Origin of the sequence: Pseudomonas nitroreducens NBRC 12694, assembly GCF_002091755.1 — a bacterium.
Lineage (GTDB): Bacteria > Pseudomonadota > Gammaproteobacteria > Pseudomonadales > Pseudomonadaceae > Pseudomonas > Pseudomonas nitroreducens.
Genome location: NZ_BDAI01000016.1, coordinates 91721 through 110787 on the forward strand (window position 1 = coordinate 91721; position 19067 = coordinate 110787).

Here is a 19067-nt window from a genome sequence, read left to right on the forward strand (position 1 = left end):
GCTCAGACCGCCGTCAGGAAGGAGACGCCCACGGCGCCGTAGAAGCCGTCGGCGCGGTCCTTGCCCTCGGGCGCCACCTCTCCGTAATGGTCGTCGACCACGCGGCGCAAGCGGTGCCGATGGAAGCCCTTGAACAGCAGGTGCATCGGCAGGACCTGGGCGTAGCCGTCGCCATACAGCTCGTGGTGCAGTTTGCGCAGGCGGTACCAGGGCGCCACGGGCTTCTCGTGGTGGGCATTGTGGTAGGCGAAGTTGAGCAACAGCAGGTCGAGCACCGGCCAGCGCACCGAGACCACGTTGGAGTAGGTGTTCATCTGCTCGTAGGTGCGGTCGCGGGACTTGTCGTCGGGGATCTTGCCGCCGTCCTCCAGTACCGCGAAGGCGTCGTAGGTGTGCTGGTAGGCGTCGGTGAAGCGCAGCACGATGATCATCAGCGTCCAGGCGACGAAGTACAGCACCAGTGCCTTCAGCGAAACCGCCGCCACCAGCGCGAACAGTGTGCCGCGCACCAGCAGGGTCAGCGCTACACGACGGCGGTTGGCGCGATGGCGCGGGTTGTCGGTGATGAAGGGCAGCAGGATCACGTAGTAATGCATGATCAGCTCCACCGCCGGCACGTAGGCCCATTCCGCGGCCAGTACCAGGCTGCGCGCCCAGCGCGGGCAGCGGGCGAGGAAGGCCTTGGTGTCGAAGGTGATCACGTCGGCGCGGTCGACGTGGTGGCGCATGTGCTTGCGGCGCAGGTCCTGGAACCCGGCATAGCAACTGCCGCAGAGCCAGCTGCAGGCCTCGCCGGCCCAGGTGTTGTGCGTCGGCTTGGCGAAGATGGTGCCGTGGGCGAATTCGTGGATCAGGTAGGCCGCGACGATCATCGCGTGGCCCAGCAACAGGGTGCCGGCGGCGTTGAGCAGCCAGCTATCGGCGAACAGCAGGGCGAAGCCGGCGGCATAGCCGCCAAAGGCATAGGCCAGTGCCAGGCTGTTGGGCAGCCGGCCATCGGCGTAGCGGTACAGGGACGCGGACATGGATACCTCCGTGAGCGCTCCCGCCGTCCCGGCGAGAGCGTCGGGTGGGTGCCTTACTGGGCGAGGGCCTGGACGAATTGCGCGTCGAAGGTCTGGGCGAGGTCGGGGATCGCCGGGATCTGGCTGTTGTCCTTGAGCAGTTGGGCGATCACCGCGCCGCTGCCGAAGAAGGAGCTGGTGGCGTCGGACTTCTCGAAGTTCTTGCCCATCTCCGCCAGCGGGATGTTGTAGACCCCGGCCATCTGTTCCTTGGCCTCGGCGGCGCTGACGCCCAGCACCTTGCCGATGATTTCGGCGGATTCGTCCGGGTGCGCCTTCATGTAGGCCAGGCCGTCGGCGTAGCCCTGGATCATCGCGCTGATCGCTTTCTGGCGTTTGCCGATGACCTCCTGGTTGAACACCAGCACGTCGGTGATCAGGCCCGGTGCGTCCTTCGACGAATACACGACGTGGAACTTGCCGCCCGGCATGCCGAGGATCTGCGAGACATTGGGTTCGTAGGTCACGCCCACCGGCAGGCTGCCCGAGGCCATGGCGCCGGGGATGCCTTCGGGCGTCATGTTCACCGGGCTGACGTCCTTGTCGCTCAGGCCGTGGCTCTTGAGCGCGTAGGCGAGCAGGAAGTCGGATGGCGACAGCGGGTTGAAGCCGATCTTCTTGCCCTTGAAGTCGGCGACCGACTTGATCGACTTGTCCGCGACGATGGCGTCGCCGCCGTTGGAGAAGTCGATGGGCATCACCACGCGGTACGGTTGGCCCTTGGCGACGCCGCCGACCACCTGGTCGTAGGTGAGCATGCCGCCATCCAGCGCGCCGCCGGTCATGGCGGTGGGGATCAGGGCGGGGTCGTTGAAGAACTGCAGCTCCACCTTGAGGCCGTGGGGCTTGTAGAGGTCGAGCTTGTCAGCGACGTAGAAGGGCGCGTAACCGGCCCAGACGACGGTGCCGATCTTGAGCTTCTCGGCGGCTTGCAGAGTCAGCGGCACGACCCCGGCGGCAGCAACCAGACAGGCACCGAGCAGGGTCTTGCGCAGGGAACGCAGGGAAAGCGGCATGGTCATGGCATTGCTCCTAACGGTTGGAAATCGGCACGGGATGACATCACGTCTCCCGGGCTTTTCTCCCGCCGTGTAGCCCTGTCCCTAGGGCCGGAAAACTCTCGGACCAGACATCCCCTCACGGAGACCGGAACCCTAGTTCGCCTGTGGTGCAACTCCAGTGTGTGCCTTGCTGCGTTCGCTCACCCGGTGGCTACCTTGCCGTGGGCGATGCATCCCGTTGCAGGGGACTGAGCAATTGAAATGCCAGTTTTCGTGAAGCGGAAAAACCACTGGGGATTTCAATTGCTTAGCTGAAATCCCCAGTGGCAGGCAGGTGCCGGCCCTGATCACGCTGGCACCAAGTCGATGCGCCTTGCCTTCTATTGAGGCATCAGGCGGTGCGCATGGTGGCGCGGCGCAGCGAGGCGGCCGCGGTGGCGACGAACAGGCCGGCGGCCAGCGCCAGTGCCACCGGCACGCCTTGCGGGCCGAGGTCCATCAGGCTGCCGCTGAGTAGGGGGCCGAGCAGGCTGCCGACGCCCCAGAGCATGCCGGCGGCGGCGTTGGCGGTAACCAGGTCGCGGCCGCGGAAGCGCTGGCCGATCAGCACCAGCGCCAGGGTGTAGACGCCACCGGCCACCGCGCCGAGCACCATCAGCGCCGGCCATAGCAGCGCCGGCTGGCCGATCAGCCAGGGCAGGGCGAGGCCGATCAGCATGGCCGCCACGCCGCACAGCAGGTGCAGGCTGGAGCGGTCGAGGCGGTCGGAGAGCCAGCCCAGCGGCATCTGGAAGAGCATGTCGCCCAGCAGGATCACCGTCGCCATGAAGGCGGCGATGCCCACCGCGTAGCCGTGGCTGGAGGCGTACACGGGGAAGAGCGACAACACCACGCTGTCGAAGAAGGAGAAGAACAGCACGCCCATGCACAGCGCCGGTGCCACCCGCAGGAAGCCGGCGAGGGAGAAGCTGCGCGGCTCCTCGACGTGCTCGTGGATACCGTCCTCGGGCATGGCGAGCGCCACGGTGGCCAATGCAATCAGGTGCCCGGCGCTGACCAGCAGCACGACCCAGGGCGTCTGCGCGCCGAGCAGCGCCACCAGGGTCGGGCCGAGCAACTGGAAGGCGGTGAAGCTGGTCGCGTACAGCGCCACGATGGTGCCGCGGTTGTGCTCGCCGCACAGCTCGTTGACCCAGGCCTCGCCGAGGATGATCGCGATGCCCATGCCGATCCCCAGCGCCAGGCGCGCGGCGGCCAGCAGCCACAGGGAATGGCTGCTGAATTCGATGGCGACGGTGCTGGCGGTGCACAGCACGAAGCACAGTAGATAAAGACGGCGCCGGCTCATCAGCTGGCAGGCACGGTCGACCAGGGTGGCGGCGAGGATCATGCCGGCGGCGGGTACGGCGGAGAGAATGCCGATCTGCAGGGCGCTGGCGCCGTTATCCAGCAGACGCAGCGCCACCAGCGGCAGGGTGGCACCCAGGCTCAGGCCGACGATGGAAACGGCGAACAGCAGCACCGCGAGCAGCGGCTTGTTGAGGGTGGTCGGGGTGTTCATGGAAACCTTCTCTTGCCCTGCCGCTCCAGCGGCAGGGCTGCACATGCAAACGAGCCCGCCGGGATTCGCCGGTGGGCGGATTCGAAAGGCGGAATGACCGGCGCGAAGGCGCGCAGCGTCCGGCTCAGCAGCCGGCGGGAGGAGAGAAGGTGAAGGCGAACAGCACGCTGCGACGCAGGTTCAGCACGGCATCGACCTTGCGCACGCGCGGAGGCTCCCGGAGGAGGGCGAGCGAGGAGTCGGCGAAGCGGCAGAACGGGGTCATGATACGGGTGCAGCGTAGGATGTAGGAAAACGCGCACTCTAGTGAGTGCGCGTCAGAGCGTCAATCTCGGCCCGCCGCGCGGTCTGCCAACATGCGCATCGTCACCAGGCAACCTTTGCGTAGGATGGTGTTGAGCGCAGCGATACCCATCAAGGCCGTGTGCCGTCAGCATGGGTATCGCTGCGCTGCACCCATCCTACAAGGGTGCAGCCGCGATCAGCGACCGTAAACCGGGCTGCCCGCCGACACCTCCTGCGGCCGGCTCAGCACGTCGCGCCCCGGCAGGAAGGTGCCGAACACGCGTTCCTTGCCCAACGCCTCGGGGAAGCCGCTTTCACGCCGATACGCCACGCGGCCATTGATCAGGGTGGCGTCCACTGCATCGTCGTTGCGCTTCACCAGCCGCGTCAGCCCGATGACCTCCATCGGTGCCTCGCTGACTTCATCCAGCTCGTCGGTCAGCCCGGCCGGGTTGACCACCACCAGATCGGCGCGGTCGCCGACGCGGATATAGCCGGCGTCGATCCCGGCGAAGTCGGCGAGTTCACCCGTCAGGCGGTGCACCGCGCGGCCGGTATCCATGAAGCTCTGCCCGGCCAGTTCGGCGTCGCGCACGTACTTGAGCATGCGCAGCGGGAAGTTGTACTGCGCATGGGAGGCCAGGTGCGCACCGGAGTCGGCGAAGCCCGGCTGGGTCCAGGGGCTGGCCAGCAACTTGCCCATGATCTCGGGGCGGTGGTTGCCGTAGCAGGTGGTCCATTTGAGATCGTTGCGGTATTGACCGGCCAGCTCGAAGAAGGCGTCCACCGGGTCGAGCCCGCGCTCGCGGCCGATGTCCTCGAAATTGCGCCCGACCATCAAGGCGTCCGGGCACTCGCGCACCCAGCAGTCGGACAGGTTGCGGTGCCACAGGCCGAGGCTGAGGGTGGCCTTGATGTCCTTCTTGAAGCGTTCACGGAAGGCCGGGTCCTGGATACGCGTGTAGAGCTCTTCCGGGTCCTTGATGTCGCGCAGCACTTCGCCGGCGCCAAACTCCTCGAAGCCGTTCATGTTCAGCCCCTCGATGCGCACCACGAAGGGCGCTGGCAGGGTCTGCCAGCGGTAGCGGCCGCGCAGCAGGCGGTTGGCGACCCAGCCGGAGGCACGGGTGATGCGATGCATGAAGGGCTGGGACTTGAGGTCCAGCGCGGTGAGCATCGAGCACTTCAGCGGCCGGCGGAACCAGCCGTGGGCCTGGTAGAGGAAGGCGAACACGTTGATCTTGGTGACCGCGTTGGGCGCGCCCTGCATCAGCGCGTTGCGCCGGCGCAGCACGGCGAACAGGCGGGAGAATTCCTTCCAGCTGGCGAAGGTGGAGGGCAGCGGGCTGGACCAGGCGCGGTCGCCGTCCATCTTGTCCAGGCGCGTGGTCATTACCGACAGGCCGAAACAGCCGGCATCCAGCGCCTGCTCCAGCAGCTCTTCCATGCGTTGCAGTTCGGCTTCGGTGGGCTTGGCGCCGCTGATGGCGCGCTCAAGCCCCATGACTGTCACGCGCAGCTCGGAGTGGCCGAGGAAGGAGCAGAGGTTCGGTCCCAGTGGTTGCTGGTCGTAGAAGGCGCGATAGCCCTTGGCGTCCTTCCAGGTGCGCTTGTCACGCAGGATCGGCAGCACCTGCTCGCGCGGCACGGCCTCGACGCGGGTGAACAGGTCGGAACAGTCCTCGGCCTCGCCCAGCACCATGCTGATGGAGCAGGAACCAACGGAGACGGTGGTCACACCGTGGCGTACCGACTCCTTCAGCGCCGGGGCGGCGATGGCTTCGGCGTCGTAGTGCGAGTGGATTTCCAGGAAGCCTGGGGTGACCCAGCGGCCGCTGGCGTCGATGACCTCTGGGCAGCCGCCTTCGTCGAGCGGGCTGACGCTCAGGGTGTCGATGCGCCCATCCTTGATGCCGACGTGGCGCAGGCTGCCGGGGGCGTCGCTGCCGTCGAAGTAGAGGCCGTTCTTGATGATGATGTCGTAGCTCACAGGAGACTCCAGGGCGACAGCAGCAGGATGCCGCTGACCAGCAGCAGGCAGTGGATGGCGAGACGGAAATGGTGTTCCTCGAAGCGCTGGTGTAGGCGTTCACCGAGCCACACGCCGAGCAGCAGCAAGGGTGCGTAGGCGAGCACCTGCGGCAGCGCCGGGCGCAGGCGGCCATCGAGGAGGAAGGCCAGGGTCAGCAGGCCGTTGAGGGTGAACCAGACGCAGACCAGGGTGGCGCGCAGACGAGTTTTATCCAGCGGTCGGGTGGCCAGTGCGTAGACCAGCAAGGGCCCACCCGATGCGAACAGGCCGTGGCAGACACCGGCGGTCCCGGTCGCCAGGCGTACCACCCAGCTCGGTGTGTGGCCGCGTGCCGGTGCACTGGCGCGCAGGCGCCACAGTTCGCGGCCGGCGAACCAGAGAATCAGCACGCCCAGGCCGCGCTTGAGCGGTTGCGGGTCCAGATGCGGCAGCAACAGGTAGCCGATCACCATGCCCGCCAGCATGCCCGGCAACACGGTACGCAGCAGCAGGCGGGTATCGATCAGACGCCGGTGACGCCAGCACAGGTAGCCGGTCATGCCGATGTTCAGCGGCACCAGGATCGGCAGCAGCGTTTCGATGGGCATCAGCAGCGCACCGAGGGACAGGGCGATCACCACGCTGCCGAAGCCGGTGATGGCTTCCAGTGTGTAAGCCAGCAGGATGAAACCGCCAAGGGCGATGGCCGGAGCGTTCATGACGCGCTCACCGCGGTGCCTCGTGGTTCGCGGCGCGCCCACCATTGCGCCAGTAGCAACCCGGAAAACAACTGCCAGCAGCCCCAGAACGCGGCGATCAGCAGCATGCCGCCGGCCTGCGGGAAGAAGGTGAGGATCAGCGCCATACCCAGCGCCGAATTGTGGATGCCGCTCTCCAGGGTGACGGCGCGCACGTCGGCGTCCGGCAGCTTCCACAGCCGCGCGCAGCTATAGCCCAGGAGCAGCGCAGTGCCGTTAAGCAGCAGGACGAGCCAGAAGAACAGGTGGAAGTAGGCCATGAACTGCTGGAAGTTCTTGGCGAAGGCCATGCCGACGAAGCCCAGCATCACCAGCAGCGACAACTGTCGCATGGGCTTCTCCAGGCGCCGCGCGAGCTGTGGCTTGTGCTTGCCCAGGGCCATGCCCAGCAGCATCGGCAGGATCAGCACCAATAGCACCACACCGACCAGTTCCAGCGGGTCGATGTGGATCTGCGTGAGGCGGTCGCGGGTGGCCGGGTTGATGCCGGCATACAGGGCGAAGTTCAGCGGTGTGAAGATACCCGCGCTGAGGCCGGAAACCGCCGTGACGCTGGCCGACACGGCGACGTTGCCCCGCGCCATCCAGGTCATGATGTTGGAGAAGGTGCCACTGGGGCAGGTGGCGACCAGGATCATCCCCAGCGCCAGTTCCGGGTCGATGGGCAGGGCGATGGTCAGCAGGCAGGTGGCGGCCGGCAGCAGCAGGAACTGCACCAGCATGCCGATCACCGGCGCCTTGGGCTGGCGCAGGATGCGGGCGAAATCGTCGCGGCGCAGTTCCAGCGATACGCCGAACATCATCAGGGCGATGATCGCGTTCAAGGCGATCATCGAACCGCCGGAGAATTCGAGGTGGACTTCAGGCATCGCCGTTCTCCCACAGAGGGAGGGTGGGGACTGGCGAATGGACTGCAGCCGGCGGCACGGGCGCGGCTCCGGTGGGATTGGGCATGCAAGGCGACTCTTGTTTGTATTTATCGTTGTAATTGGCAAGCATAGGGCAGCGTTACCGCCCGGTAACGGCTCAATCGGGACCTTTACCGGTTAATTCGAGACCATGCCGCACACCATTACTGTCCATTACGCCCAGGGCATCCTGCAGGCCGCCGAGCGCCTGGGGCTGCCGGTGCCTGCCGATCTGCAGGCGGCCAGCCTGGAGCCGCGCATTCCGTTGCAGCGCCAGGACGCTTTCTGGGAAGCCATTTGTGCCGCTTCGGGCGATCCGTTGCTGGGCCTGCGCCTGGGCAGTGCGCTGCAAGTGGGGCACCTGGACATGGTCGGTGCGCTGCTGATGAGCTGTGACCACTATGGCGAGGCGCTGGACGCCTTGCTGGAGTATTACCCGATCATCGCCGAGGGCAGCGAGTTCCAGCGTGAGCAGGATGCAACGCAGGTACGCCTGGTCTATCGGCCGAGCTACACCGTGCGCCGCGAGGAGCGTGTGGAGGCCGCCCTGGCCAGCCTGGTGCACCTGACTCGCTGGATCACCGGCGATCGCGTCAATCCGCAGCGACTGATCCTCAGCCATGCCGCCCGGGGCGAGCCGACGCGGTATGTCGAGGTGCTGGGATGCCCGGTTATCTTCGAGGGTGCCGAGAATGCCCTGAGCTTTGCCGTGGCTGATCTCGACGTGCCGCTGATCCAGGCCAACGCCCTGATGCGCGAGCACCTGCGGGCGCTGGCCGACGCCCAGCTCGAACGTCTGGGAGCGCAGAGCCTGGCCGCGCGCGTGCAGCAGCTGCTGCGGCAGAACCCGCGCTGGGGCAAGGAGAAGGTCGCCGAGCAACTGGAGCTCAGCGGACGCCACCTCAACCGCAAACTGGCGGAGGAAGGCACCAGCTTCAAGCTGCTGCGCGAACAGGTGTTGCATGGCATGGCCGAACAACTGCTGCGCGAGTCCTCGCGACTGGGCGAGGTGGCCGAGCGCCTGGGGTTCTCCGACGAGAGCGCTTTCGCCAAGGCTTTCCGCCGCTGGAGCGGGATGACGCCGGGGCAATTCCGTCAGGGCAACTGAGCCACCTATTGGCGGTCGCGGTCCAGCGACGCCAGCGCATGGGCGGCGGGCAGGTCGACGCGTTGGGGAATGCTGCGCGGGTGTTCGATGGCACCGGTGCCGGGCAGCTTCGACACGAAGAACTGGTCGACGCCCAAGAACAGTAGGACCAGGGCGATAGCGCCTATCCAGCAGAGGACGTCGTAGTCCAGCGGCCAGCCACGGTGCTGGCGCTGGGAATGGAGGGGAGGCTGGCTTTTCTTCATGGCGGTCACCGCGATCGGGTTGAGGATCGGCGAAGCCAGGGGAGTGCCTGGATTCGCCGACCATTGTCCGGTTGGCGGTGATGTCGGGAACTCAGGGAGCTCTGTAGGATGAGTAGGAATTTCCTCTGTCTGAAAATTCCAGGCTCTTAGGGCGTACAGGGTTCGACGTTACACGCCGTTTCGCTCAGGCGCCCGGCAGTGACTTGTCCTTTGGCCAGAGCAGCCACAACTGGCCGTCCTGCTTCATGTGCCCGGCGAGCTCCCCGGCGGCATCGCCAGTGCCCCAGAACAGGTCCGCGCGCACTTCGCCGACGATGGCGCCGCCGGTGTCCTGCGCTGCGACCGGGCGCACCACCGGCGCACCATCCGGGCGGGTGGTGGAGAGCCACATCAGGCTCCCCAACGGGATCACCTTGCGATCGATGGCCACGCTGTAGCCGGGCGTCAGCGGCACGTTCAGCGAGCCTCGCGGGCCTTCGTTGCTGTCCGGGCGCTGGCTGAAGAACACGTAGCTGGGATTGCTCGCCAGCAGTTCGTCGACGCGCTGCGGGTGGGCGCGGGCCCAGTCGCGGATGCGCGCCATGCTGACTTCTTCCTTGCTCAGCTCGCCCTGTTCCACCAGCCAGCGGCCCACCGGCTTGTACGGGCGGCCATTCTGCTCGGCGTAGCCCAGACGCAGTTGGCGACCGGAGGCCAGCTGCACACGGCCGGAGCCCTGGATCTGCAGGAACTGCAGGTCCATCGGGTCGGGCAGCCAGGCCAGCACGGGCGCATTGACCCCATCGCGGCGGATACCGGCGGCGTCAGCGTAGGGTACGAGGGTGTTGCCTTCGAGCTTGCCGCGCAGGCGCTTGCCCTTCAGCTCCGGGTAGACGCTGTCCAGCGCGACGGTGATCAGGTCTTTCGGCACGCCATAGATCGGTACGGTGTGCGTGGCGTCGCGCTGCTGGCTGCCACGGTAGACGGGCTCGTAGTAGCCGGTGATCAGGCCGTTCCTGCTGCCTTCGCCGGAACGCAGCTGGTAGGGCTGCAACTGGGCCTGCATGAACTGGCGGATCGCCGGGGCGGAAGCCGGCACATTCGCCGCTTCGGCGCAGGTCGCGGCCCAGATGTCATCTTTCTTCAGGCGTACCGCGCAGGCCGAGCGCCAGGCGCTGAAACCTTGCAGTACGTCGCTGTCGGCGGTCTGGGGCAGGTCCGACCAGGCGACCTTGGAATAGGTGGGTGCCTGGGCTTCTTCGGGCTTTTTGCCGAACAGGCCGCAGCCTGAAAGCAGGATGGCGAAACACAGGGTGGCGAGGAGAGGGCGGGTCCAGTGGCGGGACGAATCGGTCACGGGCGAGTCCTGGCAGGCAAACGAAAGCCCGCTAGCTTGGGCAGACGCGGGGCGTGCGTCAAACGCATCGGTCGGATTTACACGCCTTGCAACGAATCCGCGGGCGGACCGGTAGAATGGCGTTCTGATTCGACAGACGGGTGGTTAGAGCGTGGAGGCAAGGCAGGGTTTCGTCCTGACCCGACATTGGCGGGATACGCCCGAAGGCACCGAGGTGGGCTTCTGGCTGGCCACCGATGAAGGGCCCCGGCATGTGCTGCTGCCGCCGCAGACCTCGGTGGCCTTCCTGCCGACCGAGCAGCGCGCCCGCGCCGAGAAACTGCTGGCCGGCGAGCGTGGTGCCGAACTGCGCCCGCTGGGCCTGCGTGACTTCCAGCAGCGTCCGGTGCTGGGCTTGTACTGCCAGCAGCACCGCCAGTTGATGAACCTCGAGAAAAAGCTGCGCGAAGCGGGCGTCGAAGTATTCGAGGCAGACATTCGCCCACCCGAACGCTACCTCATGGAACGCTTCATCACCGCTCCAGTGACCTTCCAGGGCGAGCCAGGCGAGGGCGGCAGTATCCTCACGGCGCAACTGCGGCCCGCGCCGGATTATCGACCAAGGCTGAAGCTGGCCTCGCTGGACATCGAGACCAACATCCGTGGCGACCTCTATTCCATTGCCCTGGAGGGCTGCGGCCGGCGCCAGGTGTACATGCTCGGCCCCGCCAATGGCATCGACGGCGAACGCGATTTTGAGCTGGAATACTGCGAGAGCCGCGCGCAGTTGCTGGAGCGTCTGAACCAGTGGCTGGCCGAGCACGATCCCGACGCGATCATCGGCTGGAACCTGGTGCAGTTCGACCTGCGCGTCCTGCAGGAGCATGCCAAGCGCCTGGAGGTCCCGCTGCGCCTGGGGCGTGGCGGCGACGAGATGGGCTGGCGGCAGCATGCCTCGTCCAATCACTTCTTTGCCGCGGCGGCCGGGCGACTGATCATCGACGGCATCGAGGCGTTGCGCTCGGCGTTCTGGAGTTTCTCCTCGTTCAGCCTGGAAAGCGTCTCGCAGACTCTGCTGGGCGAGGGCAAGGCCATCGACAACCCCTACGACCGCATGGCCGAGATCGACCGCCGTTTCGCCGAAGACAAGCCGGCGCTGGCGAAATACAACCTCAAGGACTGCGAGCTGGTCACGCGCATCTTCGAGAAGACCCGCATCCTCGACTTTCTGCTGGAGCGCGCCAGTGTCACCGGGCTGCCGGCCGACCGCAGTGGTGGCTCGGTGGCAGCCTTCACCCACCTGTACCTGCCGCCAATGCACCGGCTGGGCTACGTCGCGCCGAACCTCGGTGGCAAGGCGCCGGAAGCGAGCCCCGGCGGCTTCGTCATGGATTCGCGGCCGGGGCTCTACGAATCGGTGCTGGTGCTGGATTACAAGAGCCTGTATCCGTCGATCATCCGCACCTTCCTGATTGACCCCGTCGGGCTGGTCGAAGGGCTGAGCGACCCGTCCGACGAGGCATCGATCCCCGGCTTCCGCGGCGGACGCTTTTCGCGCACGCAGCATTGCCTGCCGGCCATCGTCGAGCGCGTCTGGCAGGGCCGCGACGCCGCCAAGCGCGACGGCAACGCGCCGCTGTCCCAGGCGTTGAAGATCATCATGAACGCCTTCTACGGCGTGCTCGGTTCCAGCGGCTGCCGCTTCTTCGACCCACGCCTGGCATCATCGATCACCATGCGTGGCCACGAAATCATGCGTCGCACCCGCGAGCTGATCGAAGGGCAGGGGCATCGGGTGATCTATGGCGACACAGACTCCACCTTCGTCTGGCTTGGCCGTGCCCATGGCGAAGAAGAGGCAGCACGGATCGGGCGCGATCTGGTGCGCCACGTCAACCAGTGGTGGGCGCAGCACCTGCGCGAGGAATATGGCCTGGAGTGCGCGCTGGAGATCCAGTTCGAGCGGCACTTCCGACGCTTCCTGATGCCGACCATCCGTGGCGCGGAAGAGGGCAGCAAGAAGCGCTATGCCGGCCTGGTACGGCGTGAGGACGGCAGCGACGAAATAGTCTTCAAGGGCCTGGAAACCGTGCGCACCGACTGGTCGCCGCTGGCCCAGCAGTTTCAGCAGGAACTCTACCTGCGCATCTTCCAGCGTCAGCCGTATCGCGATTACGTGCGCGACTACGTGAACCGCACCCTCGCCGGCGAGCAGGACGAGCTGCTGATTTTCCGCAAGCGCCTGCGCCGCCAGCTCGGTGACTATGAACGCAACGTGCCGCCTCACGTGCGCGCGGCGCGTATCGCCGACGACTACAACGAGCGCCAGGGTCGGCCGCGGCAGTACCAGCGCGGTGGCTGGATCAGCTACGTCATCACCGTCAACGGCCCGGAGCCGCTGGAAACGCTCAGCTCGCCCATCGACTACGACCACTACGTCAGCCGCCAGCTGCAGCCGATCGCCGACGCCATCCTGCCGTTCGTGGACGACGACTTCGGCGCGTTGATCGACAAGCAGATGGGCCTGTTCTGAGTCCCGGGCTGATATGAACAAGGCCGGCGATTGCCGGCCTTGTTCATGGCTTCGGGCGGATCAGTCGCCGCGATATTCGCAACCGCTGGTGCAGGTCTCGTGCACGCGCACCTTGGACAGCTCTGGCAGCAGCGGCTTGAGCTGTTGCCAGATCCAGCGGCAGAGATTTTCGCTGGTGGGGTTGTCCAGGCCGGGGATGTCGTTCAGGTAGTTGTGGTCGAGCTGATCGTAGATCGGCTTGAAGATCTGCTTGATCTCGGCGAAATCACGAATCCAGCCGGTATGCGGATCGACCTCGCCCTCGATGTAGATGGCGGCTCGGAAGGAGTGGCCATGCAGGCGGCCGCACTGATGCCCGGCGGGAACGTGGGGTAGGCGGTGGGCGGATTCGAAGGTGAATTCTTTGAACAATTCCACGTGGTGCACTCTGTGACGAATGCCGGCCCGAGAGCGGGCCGGCCGGAAAATGGCTGCATAGTTTATCACCATCGTGCCGCCGGCCCTGCCAGCGGTTCATCCGATTTTCAGCCTCAGGATCCGGTATTCGAGATTGAGCTCAGCATCTGCTGGTCCATGCGACGGAGAAGCGCTGTCCAGCCTGTTGCCTCGCGGTATTTCCTTTGCTCCTACGGCACCAGCAATAGCCGGCCACAAGGCGTCCGTTTGCTCTGTAGTCCACTGCGATCGTAGTTGCGGCGAATCCGCATTGATCTGCCGAATTGTCCTACAAATGACTCAATGACTCCCGCCTTAAGCTGGCCACCGCAGTTTTATTTCTGTGGCTGGATAAGGAAAATGCAGATGTCCGCTGAAAAAGTCCAATTGGTAGAAGTCTCCGAAAATGCAGCCCAGCGGGTTACGTTCAAGGATGGCGGCAAGGTCAAGGCAAAGGTCGGTACCAAGTACCTTCTTAAACTCGATAATAATGAAGTGGCTCCGGAGAACGTCACGGTCAAGCGGGACGGCAAGGATCTGCTGGTGTTTTTCCAGGGCAGCGACAAGCCTGATCTGGTCATCCAGGACTTCTTCGCAGACGGCATGGACAGCCAGCTCTATGGCGTATCCGAAGACGGCCAGATGTACGCGTATGTGCGTACCGATGGTGAGGGCTTCTACAGCCAGCTGTTGCTGGCCGATGGCGAGATGACCCCCATTGCCCTTGGGGGTGAACCGCTGGGCGCCGCCCCGGTGGTCAATGGCGAGATCGACGAATCTGCCGGTTTCCTGCTATGGCCGCTTCTGGCGGGCGCAGGAGCGGTGGGTGGTGTGGCCGCAGCGACCAAGAATGATGACAAACATCACACCAAGACCAGCCCCTCCGTCACTGATACCCAGATCACCGACCATGTGGGGCCGAAGCAGGGTGTGATCGCCAATGGCGACGCCACCGACGATCCGCGTCCGGTCATTTCCGGCAAGGGTGAGGCGGGCGCAGTCATCCACATCTATGACAATGGCCAGGAAATCGGCAGCACCACGGTCGGGCCGGACCAAACCTGGACATTTACCCCCAATGTTGACCTCAACGACGGCAACCACAGCATTGATGTCGTCCAGGAAGGCAAAGGGGAAAAACCCAGTGCTCCTGTCCACGTCATCGACTTTGCCGTAGACACGGTTCCGCCTTCCGCTCCCACTGCCGAGATAAGCGGTGCCGTCGAGCACGATGGCCAGACTTACTCGCCCAGCAATGAACCATCCATCCATGGTACCGGCGAACCCGGCGACAGCATCATCGTCGTTTACCCGACAGGCGAAACCGTTACGGTTGACGTAAAGGACGACGGTACCTGGGTTGCTCCGCCGCCCACTCAGCCGCTCCCCGAGGGCAATAACGACATCAAGGTTATCGCGCAGGACCCAGCGGGCAACCAGACCGAAATCGTCGTTCCGGTCATCATCGACACCATTGCTCCGGAAGCGCCGAAAGTCTGGCTGGACCCTGACTCGGACACTGGAGTCAAGGGTGACAACATCACTAATGACTCCAGGCCGACCATCGATGGTCACACTGAGCCGGGCGCAGATGTCACGGTGAAATTCCCCACCGGTGAAACCGTAGTTGTTACCGCCGACGCGAATGGCGATTGGTCCGTCACCCCGACGAAGCCATTGCCGGACGGGGCCGGCGACATCACTGTTGTTGCCACCGACCCCGCTGGCAACCCTAGCCAACCCACAGTCATTTCTCTGGATATCGACACCACAGCCCCTGATGCGCCCAAGGTCTGGCTGGATCCAGCGTCCGACACCGGTATCAAAGGTGACAATATCACCAGCGACACCATGCCGACCATTGACGGCAAGACCGAGCCGAACGCGGACGTCAAGGTGACGCTGCCAACCGGCGAGGTGATCAACGTCAAGGCAGACGACGACGGTAACTGGTCAGTGACTCCGACCAAGCCTCTTACGGAGGGTGACAACAGCATCAGCGTCACCGCGACGGATGCTGCAGGAAACGCCAGTCAGCCGACTGTGATCGTGGTCGGCATTGACACGACCACTCCGCCCAAGCCGGTGATCGGTCCGGATGGCACACTCGACATGGTTTACGACAACGTCGAGCCCAAGGTTGGCCCGCTCAATAGCGGCGACAGCACCAACGACACTCGGCCCACCTTCTCAGGCAACGGTGAGCCGAATCAGACCATCACCCTGTACGATGGTGGCAAGAAGATTGCCGAGGCAGTCGTCGGTCAGGATGGCAAGTGGAGCTATGAAGCTCCACAAGATAAGCCACTGTCTGAAGGTGCCCATGACATCACGGTGACCGTGACCGATGTTGCGGGTAATGTCAGTCCGTCTTCGGACCCGTTCGTGGTGGTAGTGGATACCATTGCTCCGGATGCCCCCCAGGTCTGGCTGGACCCTGACTCTGATACGGGCGTCAAGGGCGACGGCATCACCAATGAGACCAAGCCAACCATCGACGGCCATACAGAGCCTCATGCCGATGTGAAGGTCACATTGCCCACCGGAGAGGTTCTCACGGCCACGGCGGATGAAAACGGCAACTGGTCGGTTACGCCGAGCAAACCACTGCCGGAGGGTAACAACAACATCAGTGTCACTGCGGCGGACGCTGCTGGAAACACCAGTCCACCGACCGTTATCGTGGTTGATATCGATACCACCCCGCCGGACATTACCAAACTGTTGATTACTGGCGTGGAAGACCATGTGGCGCCGATCACCGGTAATATCCCGAATGGCGGCGAAACCGATGATGCGCGTCCTGAGATCAGTGGTAAGGGTACTGCTGGCGATACCGTTATCGTCTTCAGCAAGGACAGTACCGGTAACCATGAGATCGGTCGCGCCACAGTAGGTGCTGACGGTACATGGAAGCTGACCCCCACACTTCCGCTGGTTTCCGGTGCGAATGACCTGACCGCTGTCGAGATGGACGTAGCGGGCAACAAGACCGATCCAAGCGCGAAGTACAGCATTGACGTTGTGATCGGTGCGCCATCGGTACCGACTATCATCAGCGTCCATGACGATGTCGGTCCATATCAGGGCTTCCTGCAGAAAGGTGATGTCACTGACGACAGCACACCGACCTTCAAGGGCTCCGCTGATGGTGGCAGCGTCATCAAGCTCTATGACGGTAGCACTCTGATCGGCAGCGCCATGGTCGATGCCAGTGGTAACTGGAGTATCACCACCGACAAACTGGCCGACGGTCCGCATGAGGTGATTGCCACCGCCACCAACAGCGTAGGTCAAAGCAGTGAACCGACGGGAGGGTGGAACTTCAGCGTCGACACCACCGCGCCGGACAACGTGATGGGTTTGGCCATCACCGATAACGTGGGAGATGTGACTGGCCCGCTGCACGCTGGTGATACCACTGACGATAACCGCCCGGTGTTCAGCGGCGGTGCCGAGCCAAATGGCAAGGTCATCATCTACGACAACGGCAAGGCAATCGGCGAAGTCGATGTGGGTGCCGATGGCAAGTGGAGCTTCACACCGACCGCCGCGTTGGCAAATGGTGACCACGCGTTCAGCACGGAGGTACTCGACCAGGCTGGTAACAGCAGTGGCCAGAGCGCTCCACTGAGCGTGATCGTGGATACGTCCAAGGTACTGGTCTCGATCACCCACATGATCGACGATGTCGGCAGCATCACTGGCGACATCAGCAATGGCGGCTACACCGACGATACTCGTCCGACCATCCAGGGTACAGGCAAGGTCGGCAGCATCATCACCGTATATGACGGTTCTACCAAACTGGGAACCGCCGGGGTGGCGGCGGACGGTAGCTGGACCTTCAAGCCAACGGCCTCTCTGTCCGAAGGGGCGCACACCATCAAGGCCACTGCAACCGATCTGGCAGGCAACGTCAGCGACCCAGCGACGTTTGCTTTCATCGTTGATACCACTGCTCCGGGCAAGCCCACTATCGACCAGGTTCTGGATGATGTGGGCGCGGTTCAGGGGCCGATCGCCAATGGCGGAGTGAGTGACGACCCGAACCCGACCCTCTCGGGGAAAGCCGAAGCTGGCTCCAGGGTGGCGGTGTACGATAACGGCGCCAAGTTGGGTGAAGTGACCGCCGACAAGTCAGGTCAATGGAACTATACGCCAACCACCCCGATCACCGAAGGCAAGCATGACTTCACTGTCACTGCGACCGACGCTGCTGGAAATACCAGCGCCAACTCGGACGTCTTCAGCATCACCACTGACTACAGTGCCCCCGTCAAGCCGAGCATCGATTCGGTGTACGACAATGTGGGCGAAATCCAGGGGATTATTGCCAGAGGTGGTGTGACCGATGACTCCAAGCCGGTCCTTTCCGGTGAGGCGGAACCCGGTTCCAAGGTCATCATCTACGATAACGGTTTGAAGCTGGGTGAAGCGGTTGCCGATGCCAATGGAGCCTGGAGCTACACACCAGTCATTGCGCTTTCCGAAGGTCATCATGACTTTACGGTTACGGCAACCGATGCTGCAGGAAACGTCAGCGTCAAGTCCGACGATTACGCGGTGGATACCGACTACACGGCGCCGGACTTTACCAAGCTGTCGATTACAGGTGTTGAAGATCATGTCGGCCCGATCACCGGCAACATCGTAAACGGTGGCGAGACCGATGACGCGCGTCCGGAGATCAGCGGCAAGGGTACCGCTGGCGATACCGTCATCGTCTTCAGCAAGGACAGCACCGGCAACCATGAGATCGGCCGGGCCACTGTAGGTTCTGATGGCACCTGGAAGTTGACCCCATCACTTCCTCTGGTTTCCGGCGTCAACGACCTGACCGCTGTTGAGATGGATGTGGCGGGCAACAAGACCGCGCCGTGCGACAAGTACAGTGTCACCTTGGTGACGGTAGGGCCAACTGTGCCAACCGTCGAAAGCGTCTTCGACGATGTGGGGCCGTATACCGGCTTCCTGCAGAAAGGCGACGTGACCGACGACAACCAGCCGACCTTCAAGGGGGCGGCGGATGCGGGCAGTATCGTCAAGCTGTACGACGGCAATACCTTGATCGGTAGTGCGGCGGCAGATAGCAATGGCAAGTGGGAAATCACCACAAGTGTCCTGGCTGATGGTACGCACAATGTAATTGCGACTGCGACCAATAGCGTGGGGCTGGTTAGCAGCCCGACCGGAATCTGGAACTTCAGCGTCGACACCACGGCACCGGCTAATGTGACCGGCCTGGCGGTGACTGACAATGTGGGTGCGGTGACTGGCCCGCTGCATGCGGGTGATACCACCGATGACAACCGTCCGGTGTTCAGCGGCGGAGCCGAGCCGAATGGCAAGGTCATCATCTACGACAACGGCAAGGCAATCGGCGAGGCCGATGTAGGTGCCGATGGCAAGTGGAGCTTCACGCCGACCGCCGCGTTGTCCGATGGCAACCATGCGTTCAGCACGGAAGTGCTGGACAAGGCCGGCAACAGCAGCGGTCAGAACAGCCCGCTGAACGTGATTGTGGATACCTCCAAGGTGCTGGTCTCGATTACCCACCTAATTGACGATGTCGGCAGCATCACCGGCGACATCAGCTTTAATGGCGTCACTGACGATACCCGTCCCGAGATCCAGGGTACCGGGAAGGTTGGTAGCATCATTAAAATCACCGATGGCGCTGTCGAACTGGGCAGCACCACGGTTAAAGTCGATGGCACCTGGAGCTTCACACCAGTTTCGGATATGGGGCAGGGGGCGCACAGCATCATCGCCACTGCGACGGACAAAGCTGGCAACACTAGCGCTCCGACCATACCGTTCACTTTCAGCATCGACACAGT

The 19067-nt window shown here is 63.9% G+C and carries 13 protein-coding genes and 1 riboswitch; of the genes, 3 read left to right on the forward strand and 10 right to left on the reverse strand.

All coding sequences use genetic code 11. The annotated features are described in order from the left end of the window. Positions 1-2 precede the first annotated feature (2 nt). The 7 genes from PNI01S_RS25850 to PNI01S_RS25875 all read right to left on the reverse strand — a co-directional run bounded on the left by PNI01S_RS25850 (position 3) and on the right by PNI01S_RS25875 (position 7549). The gene (locus tag PNI01S_RS25850; protein WP_084359690.1) at positions 3-1025 is read right to left on the reverse strand and encodes a fatty acid desaturase family protein; all 1023 of its coding nucleotides are present in this window, start codon (positions 1023-1025) and stop codon (positions 3-5) included. 53 nt (positions 1026-1078) lie between these two features. Further along, complete coding sequence (locus PNI01S_RS25855) at positions 1079-2086, reverse strand: ABC transporter substrate-binding protein (RefSeq protein WP_231387528.1); 1008 nt, start codon at positions 2084-2086, stop codon at positions 1079-1081. Between the two features lie 44 nt (positions 2087-2130). After that, positions 2131-2233, reverse strand: a riboswitch (guanidine-I (ykkC/yxkD leader). Between the two features lie 223 nt (positions 2234-2456). Then, on the reverse strand, positions 2457-3626 hold the full coding sequence (locus PNI01S_RS25860) for an MFS transporter (RefSeq protein ID WP_024764743.1): 1170 nt from the start codon (positions 3624-3626) through the stop codon (positions 2457-2459). A gap of 124 nt (positions 3627-3750) precedes the next feature. Further along, the gene (locus PNI01S_RS28470) at positions 3751-3891 is read right to left on the reverse strand and encodes a hypothetical protein (protein ID WP_157837661.1); all 141 of its coding nucleotides are present in this window, start codon (positions 3889-3891) and stop codon (positions 3751-3753) included. Between the two features lie 216 nt (positions 3892-4107). Then, a complete protein-coding gene (locus PNI01S_RS25865) occupies positions 4108-5901 on the reverse strand; it encodes an N-acyl-D-amino-acid deacylase family protein (protein WP_084359691.1) in 1794 nt (597 codons plus the stop codon). Next, positions 5898-6641 (reverse strand): sulfite exporter TauE/SafE family protein, encoded by a 744-nt coding sequence (locus PNI01S_RS25870; RefSeq protein WP_084359692.1) that lies wholly within the window; start codon positions 6639-6641, stop codon positions 5898-5900. Before PNI01S_RS25870 ends, PNI01S_RS25865 begins: the two co-directional genes overlap by 4 nt. Further along, positions 6638-7549 (reverse strand): bile acid:sodium symporter family protein, encoded by a 912-nt coding sequence (locus tag PNI01S_RS25875; protein WP_084359693.1) that lies wholly within the window; start codon positions 7547-7549, stop codon positions 6638-6640. Before PNI01S_RS25875 ends, PNI01S_RS25870 begins: the two co-directional genes overlap by 4 nt. Before the next feature lie 190 nt (positions 7550-7739). Between PNI01S_RS25875 and qhpR the strand changes: the two genes are divergently transcribed. Further along, positions 7740-8696: an AraC-like transcriptional regulator QhpR gene (qhpR, locus tag PNI01S_RS25880; protein WP_084359694.1), complete on the forward strand. Its 957-nt coding sequence runs from the start codon at positions 7740-7742 to the stop codon at positions 8694-8696. Positions 8697-8701: 5 nt separating this feature from the next. Here the strand turns inward: qhpR and PNI01S_RS25885 are convergent, their stop codons facing one another. Both PNI01S_RS25885 and mltA read right to left on the reverse strand, forming a co-directional pair. After that, on the reverse strand, positions 8702-8941 hold the full coding sequence (locus PNI01S_RS25885) for a hypothetical protein (RefSeq protein ID WP_084359695.1): 240 nt from the start codon (positions 8939-8941) through the stop codon (positions 8702-8704). Between the two features lie 184 nt (positions 8942-9125). Continuing rightward, positions 9126-10277: a murein transglycosylase A gene (gene mltA, locus PNI01S_RS25890; RefSeq protein WP_084359696.1), complete on the reverse strand. Its 1152-nt coding sequence runs from the start codon at positions 10275-10277 to the stop codon at positions 9126-9128. 151 nt (positions 10278-10428) lie between these two features. Between mltA and PNI01S_RS25895 the strand changes: the two genes are divergently transcribed. Then, positions 10429-12789: a DNA polymerase II gene (locus tag PNI01S_RS25895; RefSeq protein ID WP_084359697.1), complete on the forward strand. Its 2361-nt coding sequence runs from the start codon at positions 10429-10431 to the stop codon at positions 12787-12789. Positions 12790-12849: 60 nt separating this feature from the next. On the opposite strand, the gene queD is transcribed toward PNI01S_RS25895, so the two are convergent. Continuing rightward, the gene (gene queD / locus PNI01S_RS25900) at positions 12850-13206 is read right to left on the reverse strand and encodes a 6-carboxytetrahydropterin synthase QueD (RefSeq protein WP_089285886.1); all 357 of its coding nucleotides are present in this window, start codon (positions 13204-13206) and stop codon (positions 12850-12852) included. A gap of 384 nt (positions 13207-13590) precedes the next feature. Between queD and PNI01S_RS25905 the strand changes: the two genes are divergently transcribed. Continuing rightward, positions 13591-19067 (forward strand): Ig-like domain-containing protein (locus PNI01S_RS25905; protein WP_256576735.1); only part of this gene is annotated, 5477 nt, incomplete at its 3' end.